Below are 19,019 nucleotides of genomic sequence, written 5' to 3'. Positions count from 1 at the left end.
TAGAATCGCGCCCATGTCATCGAAACCCAATCCTGTCCCCGTTTCTTCCTCCACCAAGCCCAGCACCAGCTATGGCGAGTCGTCGATCCGAGTGCTCAAGGGCCTGGAGCCCGTCAAGCAGCGCCCGGGCATGTACACCCGCACCGACAACCCGCTGCACATCATCCAAGAGGTGATTGACAACGCGGCCGACGAAGCCCTGGCCGGTTTCGGCAAGCGCATCGCCGTTACCCTGCACACCGACGGCTCGATCAGCGTGGAAGACGACGGTCGGGGCATCCCCTTTGGCCTGCACCCGGAAGAGCAGGTGCCAGTGGTTGAGATCGTGTTCACGCGCCTGCACGCCGGTGGCAAGTTCGACAAGGGTTCGGGCGGCGCCTACAGCTTCTCGGGCGGCTTGCACGGCGTGGGCGTGAGCGTGACCAATGCGCTGTCCACGCGCTTGCAAGTCACTGTCTATCGCGAAAAACAAGTGGCCCAACTGGCCTTCAGCGGTGGCGATGTGATCGAGCTCTTGACCGTGCGCCCACTGGCCTCCGGCGAGCGCAAGAACGGCACCACCGCCCGCGCCTGGCCCGATCCCAAATACTTTGAAAGCGCCGAGCTGCCCCGCAGCGAGCTGATGCACACGCTGCGCAGCAAAGCCGTGCTGATGCCCGGCGTGACGATGACGCTGACCACCGAGAAAACCGGTGAGACGCTGACCTGGCTCTACAAGGGCGGCCTGCGCGATTACCTGACGCAGGCCCTGCACACCGACCCGATCATCCCGCTGTTCGAAGGCGAGCAGTTCGCCACCGGCGGCGAGACCGAGAACTTCGCCGAAGGCGAGGGCGCCGCCTGGTGCGTGGCCTTCACCGAAGAAGGCGCGTCCATGCGCGAAAGCTACGTCAACCTGATCCCCACGGTGGCGGGCGGCACGCACGAGGCGGGTTTGAAAGATGGCCTGTTCAACGCCATCAAGGGCTTCATCGAGATGCACAGCCTGATGCCCAAGGGCGTCAAGCTGATGCCTGACGATGTTTTCTCGCGCGCCAGCTTTGTGCTCAGTGCCAAGGTGCTTGATCCGCAGTTCCAAGGCCAGACCAAGGAGCGCCTGAACAGCCGCGATGCGCTGCGCCTGGTCACCACTTACGTCAAGCCATCGTTGGAGCTGTGGCTGAACCAGCATGTGGACTACGGCAAGAAGCTGGCCGAGCTGGTCATCAAGCAGGCCCAGGCCCGCCAGAAGGCCGGCCAAAAGGTCGAGAAGAAAAAAGGCTCCGGCGTGGCCGTGTTGCCCGGCAAGCTCACCGACTGCGAAAGCCGCGACCTCAGCCTGAACGAAGTGTTTCTGGTGGAAGGTGATTCGGCCGGTGGCAGCGCCAAGATGGGCCGCAACAAAGAGACCCAGGCCATCCTGCCTTTGCGCGGCAAGGTGCTCAACGCCTGGGAGGTGGAGCGCGACCGCCTGTTCGCCAACAACGAAATCCACGACATCTCGGTGGCCATCGGGGTGGACCCTCATGGCCCCAACGATTCGCCGGATTTGTCGGGCCTGCGCTACGGCAAGGTCTGCATCCTGTCAGACGCTGACGTCGATGGCTCGCACATCCAGGTGCTGTTGCTGACCCTGTTCTTCAAGCACTTCCCCAAGCTGATCGAAACGGGCCACATCTACATCGCGCGCCCGCCCTTGTTCCGCGTGGATGCGCCGGCGCGCGGCAAGAAGCCTGCTGCCAAGCTGTATGCGCTGGATGAAGGTGAGTTGACTGCGACGCTGGACAAGCTGCGCAAGGAAGGTTGCCGCGAAGGCACCTGGTCCATCAGCCGCTTCAAAGGCCTGGGCGAAATGAACGCCGAGCAATTGTGGGACACCACCTTGAATCCCGACACGCGCCGCCTGTTGCCGGTGGCTTATGGCGTGCCGGGTTTCGACTTGACCACCGTGTCATTCAACAAGCTGATGGGCAAGGGCGAAGCCGCCTCGCGCCGCGAGCTCATGGAACTGCATGGCGACGAGGTGGACATCGACATCTGAAATCAGACCTTGCGGCCCGCGCCCGCCAGCATCAACCCACCCACCACGATGGCGCCGACACCCGCCCAAAGAGGAACGTTGACGGTTTCCTTCTCCTTGACGTTCAGCTCCAGCGGACCGAGCTTCACAGCCGATGTGTTCTTGGTGTAGCTGAAGCCGCCATAGGTGAGACCCAGGATGCCCGCGACGATGATGGCAATGGCCAAAATTTTGATGCTGTTCATGTCTGTACCGCAGTGAATATTGTGATGGGTTCAATGTGACCCAAAATCTGATGCCAAACCATCGGCCTTGTCTGCTTTGCCTGTCAGCGTTGTCTGACAGCGATGGCCCTCTGCGTCGCGGTGCCGTTAACAACGCGTCACCGCGAAGGCTGGTTTGGCCTCTAAGCTGCCTTTTCCATCCAAATCAACAGGGGAGTCGCATGTTCAAGATCAAAAAATCATGGTTGCTGGCAGCCGTGATAGGCTGCAGCATGGCACCTGCCATGGCGGACAACAGTTTCATCGTCGATTTCAACGCGACGAGCGACGCAGGGCTGCCGGTGCTGGGCTCGCTGTTCCTCCAGCCAGCGAACCTCACCATCACCAATGACATCGGACCCGATGGCACGCTACACCAGCGCACCAACGGTGTTAATGAAGTCAGCAGGGTTACCGCCTGGTCTTTGAAAGAGGTGGGGGGCCAGTCCTTGTCCGCGTCCTTCTCGATGGACAGCTTTTTTCAAGTGGATGCCTATTTGCACACCGATGGCAGCAGCGAACTCAAGCTGATGACCAGGGAGTTCACTTATTCCCACACGTTCAAGGAGGACACGAGCTTGAGTTTCACGCTCGTCTGCGATTGCAGCTCACTGTATTCAGCAGCCATCACGGCGAGCACCTTCGCCCACTATGACGAGATCAGAGATGGCGAGGCCAAGGTCGTCGACACCCTCTACCACAACGACCCCGACAACGATTGGCTGTATCCCGTCGGCTCCGTGGAAGTGCGGACCCAGTCGGTGAAGTTTTCGGCGGCTGCCGTTCCCGAGCCCGCGTCGGTGGCATTGACTCTGGCGGGTGGCTTGGTTCTGCTGGTGCGGCGGCGCAGGCGCGACCGCGCCAAACACTGAGCAAGGCGCGAAGCTCGCCGGGCTATCCCCGGAAAACAACACGGAAAATTCCTGGTACGGGCAGGAGGGGGGAAGGCGCATGAATGGCGCAAGCGCACGGAGCGTCTAAACTCCGTCCGCCAACATTTGCCTTGCATTTCTCCTGCCGATGTCCCAACAGCCTATCGATTTCTCGCCGCCGCCGCCCTCTGACGACAGCGAATCCCTGACCCTATCCCATTACGCCGAGCGCGCCTACCTGGAATACGCCTTGAGCGTGGTCAAGGGCCGCGCCTTGCCCGATGTGTGCGATGGCCAGAAGCCCGTCCAGCGCCGCATCCTGTACTCGATGGACCGGATGGGCCTTAGCTTTGCGGGCAACACCGGCCCCAAGCCGGTCAAGAGCGCCCGCGTGGTGGGCGATGTGCTGGGCAAGTACCACCCGCATGGCGACACCGCCGCCTACGACGCCATGGTGCGCATGGCGCAAGACTTCGCGTTGCGCTACCCCTTGATCGACGGCCAGGGCAATTTCGGCAGCCGCGATGGCGATGGCGCCGCGGCCATGCGCTACACCGAGGCACGCCTGGCGCCCATCACCCGCCTGCTGCTCGACGAAATCGACATGGGCACGGTGGATTTCATTCCCACCTACGACGGCTCGTTCGAAGAGCCTAAGCAGTTGCCCGCGCGCCTGCCTTTTGTGCTGCTCAACGGTGCCAGCGGCATTGCCGTGGGCCTGGCCACCGAGATCCCCAGCCACAACCTGCGCGAGGTCTCTAATGCGGTCGTGGCGCTGATCCGCAACGACAAGCTGTCCGATGAAGAGCTGTTCGGCCACATCCAGGGCCCTGACTTCCCGGGCGGTGGCCAGATCATCTCCAGCCCGCAAGACATCCAGGACGCCTACCGCACCGGCCGTGGCAGCCTGAAGGTGCGCGCCCGCTGGAAGATCGAGGACCTGGCGCGTGGGCAGTGGCAATTGGTGGTCACCGAGTTGCCGCACGGCACCAGCTCGCAAAAGGTGCTGGAAGAGATTGAAGAGCTGACCAACCCCAAGGTCAAGACGGGTAAGAAGGCCCTGACGGCCGAGCAGACCCAACTGAAGACCACGGTGCTGTCGGTGCTCGACGCCGTGCGCGACGAGTCCAGCAAGGACGCGGCCGTGCGCCTGGTGTTTGAGCCCAAGACCCGCACGGTGGAGCAGCAGGAGCTGATCACCACCTTGCTGGCGCACACCAGCCTGGAAACATCCTCCTCGATCAACATGACGATGGTGGGCGCCGATGGCCGGCCTACGCAAAAGAGCCTGCGCCAGGTGCTGCTGGAGTGGATCGGTTTCCGCATGGAGACTGTCACCCGCCGCACCAAGCACCGCCTGGGCAAGGTGCTCGACCGCATCCACATCCTCGAAGGCCGTCAACTCGTCTTGCTCAACATTGACGAGGTGATCCGCATCATCCGCGAGAGCGACGAGCCCAAGGCCGCGCTGATCGAGCGCTTCCGCTTAAGCGATCGCCAGGCCGACGACATCCTCGACATCCGCCTGCGCCAACTGGCCAGGTTGGAAGCCATCAAGATCGAGCAAGAGCTGGCCGAGCTGCGCACCGAAGAATCCAAGTTGCGCGACATCCTCGACAACCCCAGCGTGCTCAAGCGCACGGTGATCAAGGAAATCGAGGCCGACACCAAACAGTTTGGTGACGAGCGCCGCACCCTGATCCAGGCCGAGAAGCGCGCCGTGGCTGAGGTCAAGGTCATTGACGAACCCGTGACCGTGGTGGTCAGCCAGAAGGGCTGGGTGCGTGCGCGCACCGGCCATGGCCATGACCCCGCCAGCTTCGCCTTCAAGGCGGGCGATGGCCTGTACGGCACGATGGAGTGCCGCACCGTCGATCCGATGATCGTGATCGGCAGCAATGGCCGCGTCTACAGCCTGCAGGTGAGCAGCCTGCCCGGCGCGCGTGGTGATGGTTCGCCCATCACCAGCATGATCGAGCTGGAATCGGGCTCGCAGCCGGTGCACTACCTGGCCGGTGCCGTGGACCAAACCCTGCTGCTGGCCAACACCGGCGGCTTCGGCCTGCTGGCCAAGATGGGCGACCTCATCACGCGCCAGAAGGGCGGCAAGGGCTTCCTGACGCTGGACGAAGGCGACTTCGTGCTGCCACCCGTGCTGGTGCAGCCCGCGCACACACAGGTGGCCTGCCTGGCGCAAGGTGGCCGGATGCTGGTGTTCGCGCTGGACGAGCTCAAGCTGCAGTCCAACGGCGGCCGTGGGCTGACCTTGATGGAAGTCGATGCCAAGAAGGATCCCCTGGTCTCGGTGACCACGGCGCACAACGGCGTCAAGGTGGTCGGTTCGGGCCGTGGTGGCAAGGACAAGGAAGAGGATGTGCGCAACTCGGCTTACACGGCCCACATTGGCAAGCGCGCCCGCAAGGGCAAGGCCGTTGATGCTTTCCAGAAAGTGATGAGGGTGCTGCCGATTTGAGGTGGAAACTTAAAACGGCAAAACCCGCACCACGGTGACCGAGCATTCCGCCTCGGCCACCACCTGGGCCGACACACTGCCCAGGTAACGCCGCAAGGCCGAGTTGCCGCGCGCACCCATCACGATGTGATCGACCTGGTTGCGCGTCGCAAATTCGACGATGGCCGCCGCGGTGTCCGGCGCCTCCAGCACATGGAAGGTCAGGCGCTGGTCTTCCATCTTCAGCGATTGCTGCAGTGGCCTGGCCCAGTGCTTGATGGCCACCAGTTGCTGCACGTGCAGGCTGTTGCCGGCCTCGTCCGTCAGCTTGTCCATGCCGACCCGGTTGGTCTTCATGATGCTGACGCAGGCCAGCCTTGCCTTGGGCTCGATCTGCAGGATGCGGCCCACGGTGGTCAGCAATTTTTGCTGCAGCTCAATCGGGCTGGATTTCAAGCCAATGGCCACCATGATGATGGGGCTGCGGTCGATCTGTGAGGTGGCCGTGACGTCGCCTTTGGGCTCGGCACCGATGGCCTTGAACCAACGGCCAAAGGTGGTGATGGGCCCGGCCTTGATCAGTTTGGCGGCCCGGCCTGTCAAGGCCACCTGGTCGGGGTTTTGCAGGTCAAAGGCCAGTTGCGCGGCGGTCTGATAGCGGTTGTCCGGATCGACTTCCAGGCAGTGCAGCACGATCTCCTGAAACCAGGCTGGCAGGTCAGGGCGCGAGGCACGTGGCGGCATGGGTTCGGTGTACAGGCGCTTGCGCAAGCCCACCACCGTGGTGGGCTGGCCGAAGGGCCGCTCGCCCGTGGCCAGGTGGTACATCATCACGCCCAGCGCGAACAGATCACTGCGCGGATCGGTGCGCACGAACTGCACTTGCTCGGGCGACATGTAGGGCGCGGTGCCCATGGGCAAGGTGAACTCTTCTTCCAGCAGGTCGGGCAACTGGTCGTGGCGCGACAGGCCGAAGTCCACCAGCACCGCTTCGCCCGATGCGCGGAACATGATGTTGCTGGGTTTGACGTCCAGGTGCACCACGTGCTGGGAGTGCAGGGCGTGCAGTGCTTGCGCCACGCTGGCGCCTAGGCGGGCGATCTCGTCCACCGGCAGGGGTGCTTGCAGCAACCGGGGCCGCAAGGTGTCGCCGCCAATGCGCTCCATGACGATGTAGGGCTGGCGGGTGAAATCACCACGCGCCACGAAGCGGGGCACGTGCGGGCCGCTCAAGCGCGGCATGATCATCCGCTCCACCTCGAAGCCCACGATGGTGGCCGGATCTTCTCCGCCCTTGATGCGCGGCACCTTCATGATCAGCGGCACGTCGGTGGGCTCGTTCAGTGCCGTCACCGACCACAGATGCGCCATGCCACCCTGGTGCAGTCGCTCGTCCAGCCGGAAGCCATCGATGACCTGGCCGGCTTCCAGCCGCGTCGGCTCAGTGGCCATGCTTCAGCCTTTCGGCGTGGTGCGCGGGCAAGCCTGCCGCGATGATGCGCCGGGCCGCTTCTTCGTGGTCATAGGGCACGCGGTGAAAGGTCAAGGTCTCGCTGTCGGTGTCAAACAAGGCATAGCAGGCGGCGGGGTTGCCATCGCGCGGCTGCCCCACCGAGCCCGGTATCGCCAGCCAACGGCGCGCTGGCGACAACTCGATGGGCACGCCCGCCACGGGGTTGAACTCGCCCGATTTGCCGGTGCTGGTGAGGTGGTACAGGCAGGGCTGGTGCATGTGCCCGCAGAACACGAAACGCTGGTCGGTGGAGAACAAACTGCGCGTGGCCTCCACGCGGCTGTGGATGTAGCCCCAGTTGACGGGATCGTGCGCATTGGCGTGCGTCATGAGGCAAGGGCCCACCGTCGCCGTCAGGGGCAGGCAGCTCAGAAAAACATGCTGATCCTGGCTCAATTGCTGGCGCGTCCACTCCAGCGAGGGCATGACATGGCCTGCCAGGTCGGCGCTGCCGTGGCCATCGATGGCGTCATCGTGGTTGCCGCGCACGGCGATGGCGCCTTGGCGGACCTGGTCGCGCACAAAGTCAACCGTCCAGACCGGATCGGCGCCGTAGTCTACGTAGTCGCCCAGCAACACCAATTGGTCAATGCCGTGTGCTTGGGCGTGCGCCCAAACGGCTTCCGTCGCCTGGCGATTGGCGTGTAAATCAGACAGCAGCGCGAGCTTCATGGCAAAGGGTGGTCTCCTGCCGACGAGTCTAGACCGGATGCGGCTTAAGGGTCTTCACCAATCACATTTTCGGCCGCTAAAGTGTGTGATGCACCAGAATGGCATGCAAGGGATGGCGTTCAGCCGGAGAGCCAAATCGCGATGAGCTTGAGCCTTTCGAGTCGGGTGTTGTTGCAGGTGGGGCTGCTGATGGTGGCCGCAACTGGCTTGATGACCGCCCTCATCTACCGTGACACCGTGCAAGATGTGCGGGCCTTGAAGGCCAGGAACCTTCAAGAGGTTTTGGCCGCACGCGCCGAGTTGGATGCCCACCCTTTCGAGTTCGCACAAGACAACACGCTGCGTTTACGCGATGCCTGGCTGGAACGCCTGCGCGCCAAGGGCGAGGCCGATCCGCAGGCCGAGTTCAACGCCTGGTTCGCCAGGGATGCCGATGGCGTGACACGCATCCGCCCTGAGCGCGATGACCACAGCCGATTGCCCAGCATGGGCTTGTTGGCAGGGGTCCAACACGATGCCCTGCTGCGCCGTCAGGTGATGAGCGCTTTCGAGCTGCTGCGCGAATGGGGTCCGCTGATGACGGAGCGCTACTACTCGGCCTACATCGCGCTGCAGGGCAAGGGCATCATCATGTATTCGCCCAGCGTGAACTGGGGTCGGCTGGTGGACAAAGACACCAACGATGTCGACTCCCCCCCTGTGCGTGATGCCGCGCCGAGCCGCAATCCGAAACGCGTCGCTACCTGGACAGACCTGTACTTTGACGACAAGGCCCGCACCTGGATGGTGTCGGCCGTGGCGCCAATCGATGTGGACGGCCAGTGGGTTGGCCTGGCCAGCCAGGATGTCTCGATTGATGCCCTGATTGCCCGCACCGTCCAGCAGACCACCGAAGGGGTCTACAGCCTGATCTTCAATGACCAGGGCGAGCTCATCGCGCACCCGCATTTGATGGAGAAGATCAAGGCGTCGAACGGCGAGCTCAAGCTCAGTGCCCTGCAAGACCCGGTGTTGACCGAGATCTACCGCCAGGTGAAGCAGGCGGGGCACGCGCCTGTGGTGAGGGACACCAGCGACCACACCCTGGTGCTGGGCATCGCCCGCATTGCCGGGCCCAACTGGTACACGGTCACCGTGTACCCGCGCCAGGTGGTGGATCAGTTGGCCACCAACGCGGCCCGCAATGTGGTGTTGCTGGGCGTTTTGGCGTTGCTGGCCGAGTTGCTGTTGTTGGCGTGGATCGTGCAGCGCCAGATCAACCGGCCCTTGCGGCACCTTCAGATGGCCACCGATGCCATTGAGGCGGGTGAAGACCCGCGCGTGCTGTCCAAACGGCGCGACGATGAACTGGGTCAACTTTCGGAAAGCTTCAACCGCATGGCGCTGGCCGTGCGCGCCCAGGTCAAATCGCTGAAAGAGAAAGAGTCTTACCTGCGCTTGCTGATCGACACCCTGGCCGAAGGCATGGTGGTGCGCGAACGCAACCTCAAGCTGCTCGACTTCAATGATTCGGCCTTGGCGCTGTATGGCGTGACCCGTGAGCAGGCCACGGCGGTGACGGCCTCGGGTGACCCGGCCCGCTATGGCATCCGCCAGTTCAGGCCCGATGGCAGCGAGTACGGTCCCAACGAGTTGCCCTTCCAGCGAATGATGGAGACCCGCCAGCCGGTGCGTGGCGAGTTGATCCGGATCCTACGCAGCGATGGCACCAGCATCTGGGGGTCCATCAACGTTTCGCCCTTGTACCGCGAGGGCGAGGACACCCCTTACGCGGGGATGACGGTCATCAACGACGTCACGCGTTACATCATGGCCGAGCAGGAGCTGCGCGCCGCCAATGATGAGCTGGAGCGGCGCGTGCAGTTGCGCACCACCGAGTTGCAGCATGCCAAGGACGAAGCCGAGCACGCCAGCCGCGCCAAGACCGAGTTCCTCTCGGGCATGAGCCACGAGCTGCGCACACCCCTGAACGCCATCCTGGGCTTTGCCCAATTGCTGACCTTGGCCAGACCCCCACTGAGCGATGCCGATCTGCACAAGGTGCGCCAGATCGAAGCGGCTGGTTGGCACTTGCTGGAGCTGATCAACGAGGTGCTGGACCTGGCCAGCATCGAGGCGGGTGCGGTGGGTACCTCCATGGAGGCCCTGGACCTGGGCCTGGTGATTGAAGAGACGCTGGAGATGGTGGGGCCGGTGGCCGTGGAGCGTAACGTGGTGCTGTTCAACCGAAGCACGCCCGGCCAGACCCACTGGGTGCTGGCCGACCGCAAGCGGCTCAAGCAGGTGCTGAGCAATCTGCTGTCCAACGGCGTCAAGTACAACCGCTACCAGGGCTCGGTGACGGTGACCGTGGAGCCCGGCGAGCCGGGGCAGGTGGTGCTGGTGGTGAGCGACACGGGCCGTGGGCTGACGCCGCAGCAACTGGAGCGGTTGTTCCAGCCCTTCACCCGGTTTGAGACAGAGGGTGAGGTCATCCAGGGCACGGGCATTGGTCTGGTGATCACGCGCCGGTTGGTCGAACTGATGGGTGGGCAATTGACGGTGGAGTCGACACCGGGCCAGGGGTCGATGTTCCGCGTTCACCTGAAAGCGGCCACACCGCCGGGTGGAGTGGCCGAGAAGCTGGCCCTGGCCGATGGCAATTCCCTTGCCCTGCCAGGGGTGATGGCTGAAACCCGAATCCTCTATGTCGAGGATAATCCGTCCAACGTGGAGTTGTTCACCGGGGTGATGGCCTTGCAAGCCGGTTACCGGGTCGAGGTGGCCACCGACGGGTTGCAAGGCTTGGCGATGGCACGGGCGAACCCCCCTGATCTGGCGGTGATCGACATCAATTTGCCGGGCATTGACGGTATCGAGTTGTGCCGCCGTTTGAAGGGCGACCCTGCCACGCGCCACATCCCGCTCATCGCGCTGAGTGCCAACGCCATGCCCAGTGATGTGGCCAAGGCCCAGCGCGCCGGGTTTGACGTTTACCTCACCAAACCCCTGAACGTGGTCCAGCTGTTTTCTGAAATTGACCGCGTGTTGAATCTGCGTGAATAATTACCCTGATTGATTTTCCATTCAATGTTTGAATACCAAGAGAACACCCCAGACGTGATTCCATCTTGAAAAAACCATGTTGACCGCAGAACAAGAAGCAGTACTGCGCTCGATCAGGAAACTCCTCGATTTCTGGCAAATATCGCCCGATGAATTGGGCATCGAAGAGTCCGAAACGATCGTTCGCAAAGTGGAGCCACCGCCACCTCCGGCCGGGCCCAAATACAAGCATCCGCGCACTGGTGACACCTGGAATGGTGAAGGCTCGCAACCCCCCTGGATCCGCGAAGCCCTGACCAAAGAGGGTTACACCGTGGAAGAGTTGCGGCTGGTCACACCCTCGCCTGAACAGGTTTCCTGATCGCGGGAACGTGCATTGCTGGGCTTGGGGCTCAGCAACCGCATGTTTTCAAGGACGCGATCATCATGGGTAATTCAACATCCGTCAGCGTGGGCCACGGTCCGGGCGCACCTCGCAACGAGGGCACGGCCAAGGATCGGAGCACGCCTGTGCCCGACTCCAACCTCACTGAAATTGATGCCACGCAGGAGCCCGAGCAGAAGCCTGGCGAAGCAACCACCACCATCTCTGACAAGGACAAGGCCCGCTTGCCGCCCAAAACCCAAGGCGGTGGCTGACTTCATCAGCCTCCCGCCTTGTCCAGGCGCTTGTGAGCCCACTCGTTGCCGACTTCGCGACGAATGGCGGACAGCACTTCATACACCACGGCCGTGGGCACCATTGAGCCGAAGCGCTCGTTCAGGGCCCGGTCGGCCATCACGGGCTCATCATCTCCCCACAGGTAGTCGTCATCATCTTCGCTGTGTGGGACGGCATCTCGGGGGTCTTCCAGGTGCGTGGCAAACCATCGCCACAGCGCGGCTTTCTGAAACTCTGCGTCGGCTTGTCGAAGCCATTGTTCATCCGGCTCGTAGCGTGAGGCGGCGAGGTTGCCTGCTTCTGGCGGTAGGTCAACGGGGCCGTTGGGCCAAAGGCGGTCAGTGACACTCATGGCGATCTCCTGTTGATGGGATGCCTGATTGCAGCAAACGAGATACCTGCTTGCTTGAATCTGTGACATGTCTGACCGTGATCGCCAGCGAAGGCACGAAGTTTGCCATGTGGTGGTGCATTTCATCATTCACAGGAGCATCTGCATGAGACAAACATCCGCCAAGCACTTCAAGCTCAAGCTTGCGACCGCATCAACCGCAGCATGGCTGTCCATCGCCATGGCCGCACCTGCGATGGCGCAAAGCCAGGGCCCCGACAGAGGGCCGACGGCCAGTGAGTTGCGCTATTCCTGGTTGCCCTACACCACCTCCGGATATGTGGGGGCCAGCATTGGCCAGGGCGAACTGAACACTTCGTGTGTGCCCGGTTTGAGCTGCGAAGATCCAGACACCTCCGGCAAGATTTACACAGGTGGCATGTTCAATCCCTACCTGGGCATGGAGCTGGGCTACATCCAGTGGGGTGATGCAGACCGCAATGGCGGCACGCAAAAAGCGCGGGGCGTCAATGCCATGCTGACGGGCTTCGTGCCCCTGGGCCCCATGTTCACGCTGGTGGGCAAGGTCGGTGCCACTTACGGCTTCACCAAGAGCAAGCCTGTGGTGGGCCTGGTGGCACCTTCAGGGTCTGAAGATGCTTTTGCCCTGGCCTACGGTGCGGGCTTGAGCTTCGACTTCACGCGCAACTGGAGTGCTACGCTGGATTGGGAGCGCCACGATCTGAAGTTCGCCGGTGAAGGCCGCAAGGATGTGGATTTGACCACCGTGGGCCTGAAGTACCGCTTCTGATCAGGATTGGTCCATGGCCAGGTCGCCGGTGGGCACCGCGGCCTTGGGCCGACTTGGCCATGCATGGCGCAGGATGCGCCAGATCACCTGGCCGAAATGGCGCGCGAATGAACCATTGTTGTAGTGCTGGCCGTAGCGCGCGCAGATGGCTTGCACTTCCGGTGCGATCTCTGCGTAGCGGTTGGCTGGCAGGTCGGGGAACAGGTGGTGCTCGATCTGGAAGCTCAGGTTGCCCGACATCAGGTTCAGCAAGCGCCCGCCCTTGAGGTTGGACGAGCCCTTGATCTGGCGCGCATACCAGTGGCCTCGCGTTTCGTTCTTCACGATGCTGCGCGGAAAGGTCTCCACGTCGGTGGTGAAGTGGCCGCAGAAAATGATGCTGTAGGTCCACACATTGCGCATGCCATTGGCGATCAGGTTGCCCAGCAGCACCGGCACAAAGAACGGGCCGGCCAGCAGCGGGAAGATCACGTAGTCCTTGATCAGCTGGTAGCGCATCTTCTTGCCCACGGGCTTGAACTGCTCACCCAGTTGCTTGCCCGTTATCTTGCCCATGAAGTAACGGCCCAGGCGCAGATCCTGGATGGCCACGCCCCATTGAAACAGCAGCGCAAAGATGACCGCGATCAGCGGCTGGAACAGGAAGAAGGGGTTCCACTTTTGTTCGGGGAACAGGCGCAGCACGCCGTAGCCAATGTCGTCGTCCATGCCGTGCACATTGGTGTAGGTGTGGTGGCGGAAGTTGTGCGTCTTGCGCCAGTTGTCGGAAGTGCCGACGATGTCCCACTCGTAGGTCTTGCCGGTCAAGGTGGGGTCGCCCATCCAGTCGTACTGGCCGTGCATGACGTTGTGGCCCACTTCCATGTTCTCGATGATTTTGGACACGCCCAGCATCAAGGTGCCCAGCACAAAAGCGGGTGGGAACAAGCCAGCCATCAACACGATGCGGCCGCCGGCTTCCAGGTAGTTGACGGCCTTGACGACGCGGCGGATGTAGCGCGCATCGCGCTCGCCCAGGTCGGCCACGGTGCGGGCGCGCAGGGCGTCTATTTCGGCGCCGAAGTGCGTCAATTCTTCGTCGTTCAGGGTGCGGCTCAGGGATTTGGATGAAGTCATGCTGGGTCAGTTTTCTTCGTCAAAGATCAAGCGTGAGGTCGGTGCAGGCGCGGCTGACGCACAGGCGCAAGGCTGACGTGGGGGTGTCGTCCTTGTCGCCGCTGAGCAGGTTCTGGGTGACCCCGGTTTGCTTGGGGCAAGCGCAGGTGTTGCAGATGCCCATGCGGCAACCGGAAGGCAGGCTCAGGCCCTGGGCCTCCAGGGCGGGCAGCAAGGCTTGGCCGGTGGGTACTTCCAAAGTGCGGCCGCTCAAAGCCAGGTTGATGCGCACGGTGCCGAGGGCGTCGGTGACGGCCAGGGTGGGCGGCGTGAAGGCCTCGCCCACGAACGACAGCGCATGGCCCAGGCTCAGCGAGCGGGCGGTGTCCACGAAGTCGGCCGGGCCGCAGGCGTAGACGCGGCGCTGGGCCAAGTCAGGCACCAGGGTGGCCAGCAGATCGGCGTTCAGGCGCTCTGCATGCTCGCCATTCAAACGCTGGGCTTCTTGCGTGAGCACGAAGTGGACCTTGAAACGCGGCTGGCGGGCGGCCAAGGCGCGCAGCTCGGCCACGAAGCACAGCTCGGCACGGGTGCGGGCCCAGTAGACCAAGGTCAGGTCTTGCGTCAGGCCGACTTGGTCGAGCGCGCGGGTCAGGCTCATCAAGGGGGTGATGCCACTGCCAGCCGCCAGGAACAAGCTCGGCGCGCTGGCTGGGGGCAGGGTCATGTCGCCAAAGGCCGGGCCGATCTCCAGCGCATCGCCCACCTGGGTTTGGCGGCACAGGTGCTGGCTCAGCTTGCCGCCATCGACTTGCTTGACGGTGATCGACAGGCGCTTGCCCGACCGGGAAATGCGGGTGGGGCTGTAGCTGCGCGTGACGCGACGGCCATTGACCTCGGCGCTGACGTTGATGTGCTGCCCCGGCTGAATGGCGGCGCAATGGCGGTTGGCCTTCAGATCAAGCGTGACGGTGCCCTGGGCTTCGAGGTGGCGAGCCACCACGCGGGCGAGAGGGCGCTCCCAGGACCAGGCGGGATTGAGGTGCCCTGCCCAAAAGTCAAACACGGACGGTTTGACCAGTGGGGCGATCAGACGGCTCAGGGTGGTGTTGGCGGAACGGGCGGTCACAGGGTCTCCAAATGCAGACTTTGAGCGCATTGTAGTGACTCTAGAACATTTGTCTATACAGTTGTGCATTAATGTTGGGCGGTATAATCCCTGACCCTTACAAAGCGCGTTGACCACCTTGGACACGTCTTTAGACCTCCCGGAAACCTTGTCAGGCACGGTGCCTTCTGGCCACGCCCTGGGGCGCAAAGCCGTGATTTCCCGAGAGGACATCATCGCGGCCGCCTTGAAGCTCGTGGGGCCTCACCGCAGCGTGTCGTCGCTGAGCCTGCGCGAGGTGGCTCGGGAGGCGGGCATCGCGCCCAACAGCTTTTACCGCCAGTTCCGCGACATGGACGAGCTGGCCGTGGCCTTGATCGACCGGGCAGGGCGCTCCCTCCGCCAGATCATTGGCGAAGCCAGGCACCGCGCCACGGCCGAGCAAAGCGTGGTGGCCGGGTCCATCCACGCCTTCATGGACCAGCTTCGCTCAGACGACAAGTTGCTGCACATCCTGCTGTGCGAAGGCACGGTCGGCTCGGATGCCTACAAACAGGCGGTCGAGCGCGAGCTGCATTTTTTTGAAGAAGAATTGCGCCTGGACCTGATCCGCCTGGCGGCCGCCAACCAGACCGGTCTGTTCGAGCCGGCCCTGACAGCCAAGGCGATCACCCGCCTGGTGTTCGCCATGGGCGCCTCCGCCATGGACATGCCGCCTGACAAGCAGGACGAGCTGACCGCTCAACTGGTGACCATGGTGCGGATGATCATCGTGGGCACGCAGTCGCTGGCGGCCATGCAGGTCAAGCCCACAGCCTGAGCCTCGCTGCCCAGCTCAGGCGTCGGCTTTGGCCAATTCGCCATAGGCGTGTTGCAGCCAGGTCTTCAGCCGCTGGCGTTCCATCAGGCCCAGGCCACTGACATCGCCGCCGTTCTTGGCCGCCCAGAAGCTCACGTTGTTGGCGTCGATCTTCTGCACCACGTTGTCGTGCAAGTGTTTGATGGCGATCACCTTGGCGCCCAGGCCCAAGGCGCGTTCCAGCTGGCCTGATTTTTCCAGCTGGCTGAAGTCATCACCGCGCAACTGGTTCTGCACCAGCACGTAGTTCAAGCGCGAGCCGAATCGGTCCAGCAGTCGGGTCAGCAGGTTGACCGAGTCACGGCCCGAATCCATCACGTGCCAATAGGTGAGCTTGAAGCCGGACTCCGCGGCCATGTCCAGCACGCCGGATTCTTCCATCCACTTCACCAAGGGCTCATGCGTTTGCGCGGCCAGGTCCACCAACACGCGCTGGCCGGCTTGCTCGATGGCAGTTTCGACGATGTGGTCCAGCGCCTCGTAGCGGTCGATCAGCACGGGCGAGGCGAAGCCGGCATAAAAGCGCAGCAATGCCCCATGCGATCGGTCGGTGTCAAAGCCGACAAAGGGCAGTTGCTGGTCAATGAAGTACTGGGCCAGCAGGCGCGACACCATTGATTTGCCCACCCCGCCTTTCTCCCCGCCGATCAGGTGGATTCTGGACAAGGGCAGGGCTTCGTTGCTGATGGTGTCTTGCATGGGGTTGGTCAAAGTTTGGTGCATGAGAGAACGTTTACCCATCGTAAACCCGAACTTGCAGCAAGCTTTACGCCAAGCAGCTTTAAACGGCCTACCCCAGGGGCAGACAACGCACCCTTTTCAGTGGCACCCCGATTGCCCCTTGATCTCCAGTTTTGGCCACACCACTTTGACCAGGAAAGAGATTCATGGCAACGCGCAAGAGCAACACTCCCCCCAAGATCGAGACGAACCTCGGCTCCATCCTTGCCACGGTGGCAGGCCCCTCGACCACGCCACCGCCCAAGGCTTCCAAAGCCACGGCGCCTGTGCTGCCCGACCTGGTCAACAAGGTCAGCGCATCGGCTGAGCTGGCCGCGGCGGTGGTCTGGAACGAGAACAAGCCAGCCGAGCACGGCGAAGCGTCGTACGACCCACCGCCAGGCCAAACTGCCGAGCCCGGCACGCCGCTGGCCACGGCCAGCACCACCAGCGAAAGCATGGCGTCTGGCAAGGTGGGCGCAGGCAAGCCACCGGCCGGACACAACCCCACGGTGGGCTCGCTCGACCGCGTGCGCGTGGACTCGGGCGGCCAGGTGCTGACCACCAACCAGGGCGTGGCCATTGCCGACAACCAGAACTCGCTGAAGGCTGGCCTGCGCGGGCCGACCGCGATGGAAGACTTCATCCTGCGCGAGAAGATCACGCACTTCGACCACGAGCGCATCCCCGAGCGCGTGGTGCATGCACGCGGCTCGGCCGCCCACGGCTACTTCGAGTGCTACAAGCCGCTGACCGGCTTGACCAAAGCAGCACCGTTCAAAGAGGCGGGCAAGCGCACGCCCGTGTTCGTGCGTTTCTCCACCGTGGCGGGTGAGCGCGGCTCGGCCGACACCGTGCGCGATGTGCGCGGCTTTGCCGTCAAGTTCTACACCGACGAAGGCAACTGGGACCTGGTGGGCAACAACATCCCGGTCTTCTTCATCCAGGACGCGATGAAGTTCCCGGACCTGGTCCACGCGGTCAAGCCCGAGCCGCACCACGCCATGCCGCAGGCCTCATCGGCGCACGATACCTTCTGGGATTTCGTGTCACTGATGCCTGAATCTACCCACATGCTGATGTGGCAGATGTCCGACCGGGCCATTCCGCGCAGCTACCGGATGATGCAGGGCTTTGGCGTGCACACCTTCCGCCTGATCAACGAGGCGGGCGAGTCGGTGTTCTGCAAGTTCCACTGGAACCCCGTGGCGGGTACCCATTCGCTGGATTGGGACGAGGCCGTCAAGATCGCCGGGGCCGATGCTGATTTCCACCGCCGCGACCTGTGGGAGGCCATCGAGGCGGGCGCCTTCCCGGAGTGGGAGCTGGGCCTGCAGATCTTCACCGAAGACCAGGCCGACAACTTCGACTTCGACGTGCTGGATGCCACCAAGCTCATCCCTGAAGAGTTGGTGCCCATCACGCCCGTGGGCAAGATGGTGCTCAACCGCAACCCCGACAATTTCTTCGCCGAAACCGAGCAGGTGGCCTTCTGCACCGCGCACATCGTGCCCGGCATCGACTTCAGCAACGACCCTTTGCTGCAAGGCCGCATCCACTCTTACCTGGACACGCAGATCTCGCGCCTGGGCGGCGCCAACTTCCACGAGATCCCCATTAACGCGCCGGTCAACCAGGTGCACAACAATTAGCGCGACGGCATGCACCGCCAGGCCGTGCACCGGGGCCGTGTGGCCTACGAGCCCAACTCACTGGGCGGCGGCTGCCCCTTCCAGGCGGGCCGCATGACGGGCTTCACCTCATTCCCCGAGCCCGTGGCCGAAGACAAGGTGCGTGGCAAGCCCGAGAAGTTTGCCGAGCACTACGCCCAGGCCACCTTGTTCTGGAAAAGCCAGACGCCCATCGAGCAGGAGCACATCATCAAGGCCTACCGCTTTGAATTGACGCGTGTGCAGACCCAGGCCATCCGCGAGCGCGTGGTGTCCATGCTGGCCAATGTCGATCCCGCTTTGGCGCAGGGCGTGGCGGCTGGTCTGGGCATCGTGGTGCCCGCACCCATGCCCCTGGCCACGGACCTGCCCGCGCCGGTGTACGAGCCGTCGCCCGCGCTGTCGTTGCGGGCCCGGCCGGGCGATGGCGAGATCAAGGCGCGCCGCGTGGCCTTGCTGGTGGCCCATGGCGTCGAAGCGGATTCCTTGAAGGCCATTTACACCGCGCTGATCCAGGACGACGCTGTGCCGCGTTTCGTGGGCGTACAACTGGGTGTGGTCGAGTCCGTGAGCGGCACGCCGATCCATGTGGACATCACCTTTGAAGCCTCGCCTTCGGTGCTTTATGACGCCATGGTCATCCCCGATGGCGAGGCAGGTATCGCGGCCTTGGTCGGCGTGGGGCCAGCCTTGGAGTTTGTGCGTGACCAGTACCGCCATTGCAAACCGATCCTGGTGCTGGGCGCGGGTGCCACCTTGCTGGAGGCTGCGGGTGCCTCGCTGGACCTGCCGGGGGGCGAGCCCGATCTGGGCGTCATCGTGGGCTCGGCGGCGGACGCGGTCACCACGGCCGCAACATTCAAGGCCGCGATCGCCCAGCATCGGCACTTCCAGCGCTTCATGGATCCCCCGCAGGTCTGAGCTTTAAAATCCGTCCCTTTGGCCAGG

15 protein-coding genes and 1 pseudogene are annotated in these 19,019 nt (G+C 63.1%); 9 read left to right on the top strand and 7 right to left on the bottom strand.

Annotation, left to right across the window (positions count from 1 at the left end; genetic code table 11):
• Positions 1-13 precede the first annotated feature (13 nt).
• Positions 14-2,020 carry a DNA topoisomerase IV subunit B gene (locus Q7V20_RS06270; RefSeq protein ID WP_304788298.1) on the top strand — a complete coding sequence of 669 codons (2,007 nt, stop codon included), beginning with the start codon at positions 14-16 and terminating at the stop codon, positions 2,018-2,020.
• A 2-nt stretch (positions 2,021-2,022) separates the two neighbouring features.
• Here Q7V20_RS06270 and Q7V20_RS06265 read toward each other — a convergent pair whose 3' ends face one another.
• Complete coding sequence (locus tag Q7V20_RS06265; protein WP_304788296.1) at positions 2,023-2,244, bottom strand: hypothetical protein; 222 nt, start codon at positions 2,242-2,244, stop codon at positions 2,023-2,025.
• A gap of 200 nt (positions 2,245-2,444) precedes the next feature.
• Here Q7V20_RS06265 and Q7V20_RS06260 point away from each other — a divergent pair, with 200 nt between their 5' ends.
• Positions 2,445-3,134, top strand: a complete 690-nt coding sequence (locus Q7V20_RS06260) for a PEP-CTERM sorting domain-containing protein (RefSeq protein ID WP_304788294.1) — start codon at positions 2,445-2,447, stop codon at positions 3,132-3,134.
• Positions 3,135-3,282: 148 nt separating this feature from the next.
• The gene (gene parC, locus Q7V20_RS06255) at positions 3,283-5,607 is read left to right on the top strand and encodes a DNA topoisomerase IV subunit A (RefSeq protein WP_304788292.1); all 2,325 of its coding nucleotides are present in this window, start codon (positions 3,283-3,285) and stop codon (positions 5,605-5,607) included.
• Positions 5,608-5,616: 9 nt separating this feature from the next.
• On the opposite strand, the gene Q7V20_RS06250 is transcribed toward parC, so the two are convergent.
• Entirely contained in the window at positions 5,617-7,038 is a 1,422-nt protein-coding gene (locus tag Q7V20_RS06250) for a bifunctional serine/threonine-protein kinase/universal stress protein (protein WP_304788290.1), read from the bottom strand.
• Positions 7,028-7,771, bottom strand: a complete 744-nt coding sequence (locus Q7V20_RS06245; protein ID WP_304788288.1) for a metallophosphoesterase — start codon at positions 7,769-7,771, stop codon at positions 7,028-7,030. Before Q7V20_RS06245 ends, Q7V20_RS06250 begins: the two co-directional genes overlap by 11 nt.
• Before the next feature lie 141 nt (positions 7,772-7,912).
• On the opposite strand from Q7V20_RS06245, the gene Q7V20_RS06240 reads away from it, so the two are divergent.
• From Q7V20_RS06240 to Q7V20_RS06230, 3 genes are all read left to right on the top strand, one after another.
• Positions 7,913-10,816, top strand: a complete 2,904-nt coding sequence (locus Q7V20_RS06240) for an ATP-binding protein (RefSeq protein WP_304788286.1) — start codon at positions 7,913-7,915, stop codon at positions 10,814-10,816.
• Between the two features lie 76 nt (positions 10,817-10,892).
• The gene (locus Q7V20_RS06235; RefSeq protein WP_304788284.1) at positions 10,893-11,177 is read left to right on the top strand and encodes an H-NS family nucleoid-associated regulatory protein; all 285 of its coding nucleotides are present in this window, start codon (positions 10,893-10,895) and stop codon (positions 11,175-11,177) included.
• Positions 11,178-11,242: 65 nt separating this feature from the next.
• On the top strand, positions 11,243-11,455 hold the full coding sequence (locus Q7V20_RS06230; RefSeq protein WP_304788282.1) for a hypothetical protein: 213 nt from the start codon (positions 11,243-11,245) through the stop codon (positions 11,453-11,455).
• A 5-nt stretch (positions 11,456-11,460) separates the two neighbouring features.
• On the opposite strand, the gene Q7V20_RS06225 is transcribed toward Q7V20_RS06230, so the two are convergent.
• Positions 11,461-11,829, bottom strand: coding sequence for a hypothetical protein (locus Q7V20_RS06225; protein ID WP_304788280.1), 369 nt, complete (start codon positions 11,827-11,829; stop codon positions 11,461-11,463).
• Between the two features lie 145 nt (positions 11,830-11,974).
• Between Q7V20_RS06225 and Q7V20_RS06220 the strand changes: the two genes are divergently transcribed.
• Complete coding sequence (locus tag Q7V20_RS06220) at positions 11,975-12,619, top strand: outer membrane protein (protein ID WP_304788278.1); 645 nt, start codon at positions 11,975-11,977, stop codon at positions 12,617-12,619.
• On the opposite strand, the gene Q7V20_RS06215 is transcribed toward Q7V20_RS06220, so the two are convergent.
• Positions 12,620-13,735: an acyl-CoA desaturase gene (locus Q7V20_RS06215; protein ID WP_304788276.1), complete on the bottom strand. Its 1,116-nt coding sequence runs from the start codon at positions 13,733-13,735 to the stop codon at positions 12,620-12,622. It lies immediately after the preceding gene.
• A 19-nt stretch (positions 13,736-13,754) separates the two neighbouring features.
• Positions 13,755-14,843: a ferredoxin reductase gene (locus Q7V20_RS06210; RefSeq protein WP_304788274.1), complete on the bottom strand. Its 1,089-nt coding sequence runs from the start codon at positions 14,841-14,843 to the stop codon at positions 13,755-13,757.
• Between the two features lie 118 nt (positions 14,844-14,961).
• Here Q7V20_RS06210 and fabR point away from each other — a divergent pair, with 118 nt between their 5' ends.
• Positions 14,962-15,642, top strand: coding sequence for an HTH-type transcriptional repressor FabR (gene fabR / locus Q7V20_RS06205; RefSeq protein ID WP_304788272.1), 681 nt, complete (start codon positions 14,962-14,964; stop codon positions 15,640-15,642).
• Positions 15,643-15,657: 15 nt separating this feature from the next.
• Here the strand turns inward: fabR and Q7V20_RS06200 are convergent, their stop codons facing one another.
• Positions 15,658-16,380: a mobilization protein gene (locus tag Q7V20_RS06200; RefSeq protein WP_304788270.1), complete on the bottom strand. Its 723-nt coding sequence runs from the start codon at positions 16,378-16,380 to the stop codon at positions 15,658-15,660.
• Between the two features lie 188 nt (positions 16,381-16,568).
• Here Q7V20_RS06200 and Q7V20_RS06195 point away from each other — a divergent pair.
• Positions 16,569-18,992 (top strand): annotated as a pseudogene (locus tag Q7V20_RS06195) (catalase).
• Positions 18,993-19,019 lie beyond the last annotated feature (27 nt).

This window comes from Aquabacterium sp., assembly GCF_030652515.1.
Lineage (GTDB): Bacteria > Pseudomonadota > Gammaproteobacteria > Burkholderiales > Burkholderiaceae_C > Aquabacterium.
The sequence above is the reverse complement of the archived record's forward strand: the minus strand, read 5'-3'. Positions and strand labels throughout refer to the sequence as shown.

Excerpts from the sequence above, each read along its gene's own strand:
- Q7V20_RS06270 (WP_304788298.1), top strand. The coding sequence starts at position 14 with ATGTCATCGAAACCCAATCCTGTCCCCGTTTCTTCCTCCACCAAGCCC.
- Q7V20_RS06265 (WP_304788296.1), bottom strand. The coding sequence starts at position 2,244 with ATGAACAGCATCAAAATTTTGGCCATTGCCATCATCGTCGCGGGCATC.
- Q7V20_RS06260 (WP_304788294.1), top strand. The coding sequence starts at position 2,445 with ATGTTCAAGATCAAAAAATCATGGTTGCTGGCAGCCGTGATAGGCTGC.
- parC (WP_304788292.1), top strand. The coding sequence starts at position 3,283 with ATGTCCCAACAGCCTATCGATTTCTCGCCGCCGCCGCCCTCTGACGAC.
- Q7V20_RS06250 (WP_304788290.1), bottom strand. The coding sequence starts at position 7,038 with ATGGCCACTGAGCCGACGCGGCTGGAAGCCGGCCAGGTCATCGATGGC.
- Q7V20_RS06245 (WP_304788288.1), bottom strand. The coding sequence starts at position 7,771 with ATGAAGCTCGCGCTGCTGTCTGATTTACACGCCAATCGCCAGGCGACG.
- Q7V20_RS06240 (WP_304788286.1), top strand. The coding sequence starts at position 7,913 with ATGAGCTTGAGCCTTTCGAGTCGGGTGTTGTTGCAGGTGGGGCTGCTG.
- Q7V20_RS06235 (WP_304788284.1), top strand. The coding sequence starts at position 10,893 with ATGTTGACCGCAGAACAAGAAGCAGTACTGCGCTCGATCAGGAAACTC.
- Q7V20_RS06230 (WP_304788282.1), top strand. The coding sequence starts at position 11,243 with ATGGGTAATTCAACATCCGTCAGCGTGGGCCACGGTCCGGGCGCACCT.
- Q7V20_RS06225 (WP_304788280.1), bottom strand. The coding sequence starts at position 11,829 with ATGAGTGTCACTGACCGCCTTTGGCCCAACGGCCCCGTTGACCTACCG.
- Q7V20_RS06220 (WP_304788278.1), top strand. The coding sequence starts at position 11,975 with ATGAGACAAACATCCGCCAAGCACTTCAAGCTCAAGCTTGCGACCGCA.
- Q7V20_RS06215 (WP_304788276.1), bottom strand. The coding sequence starts at position 13,735 with ATGACTTCATCCAAATCCCTGAGCCGCACCCTGAACGACGAAGAATTG.
- Q7V20_RS06200 (WP_304788270.1), bottom strand. The coding sequence starts at position 16,380 with ATGCAAGACACCATCAGCAACGAAGCCCTGCCCTTGTCCAGAATCCAC.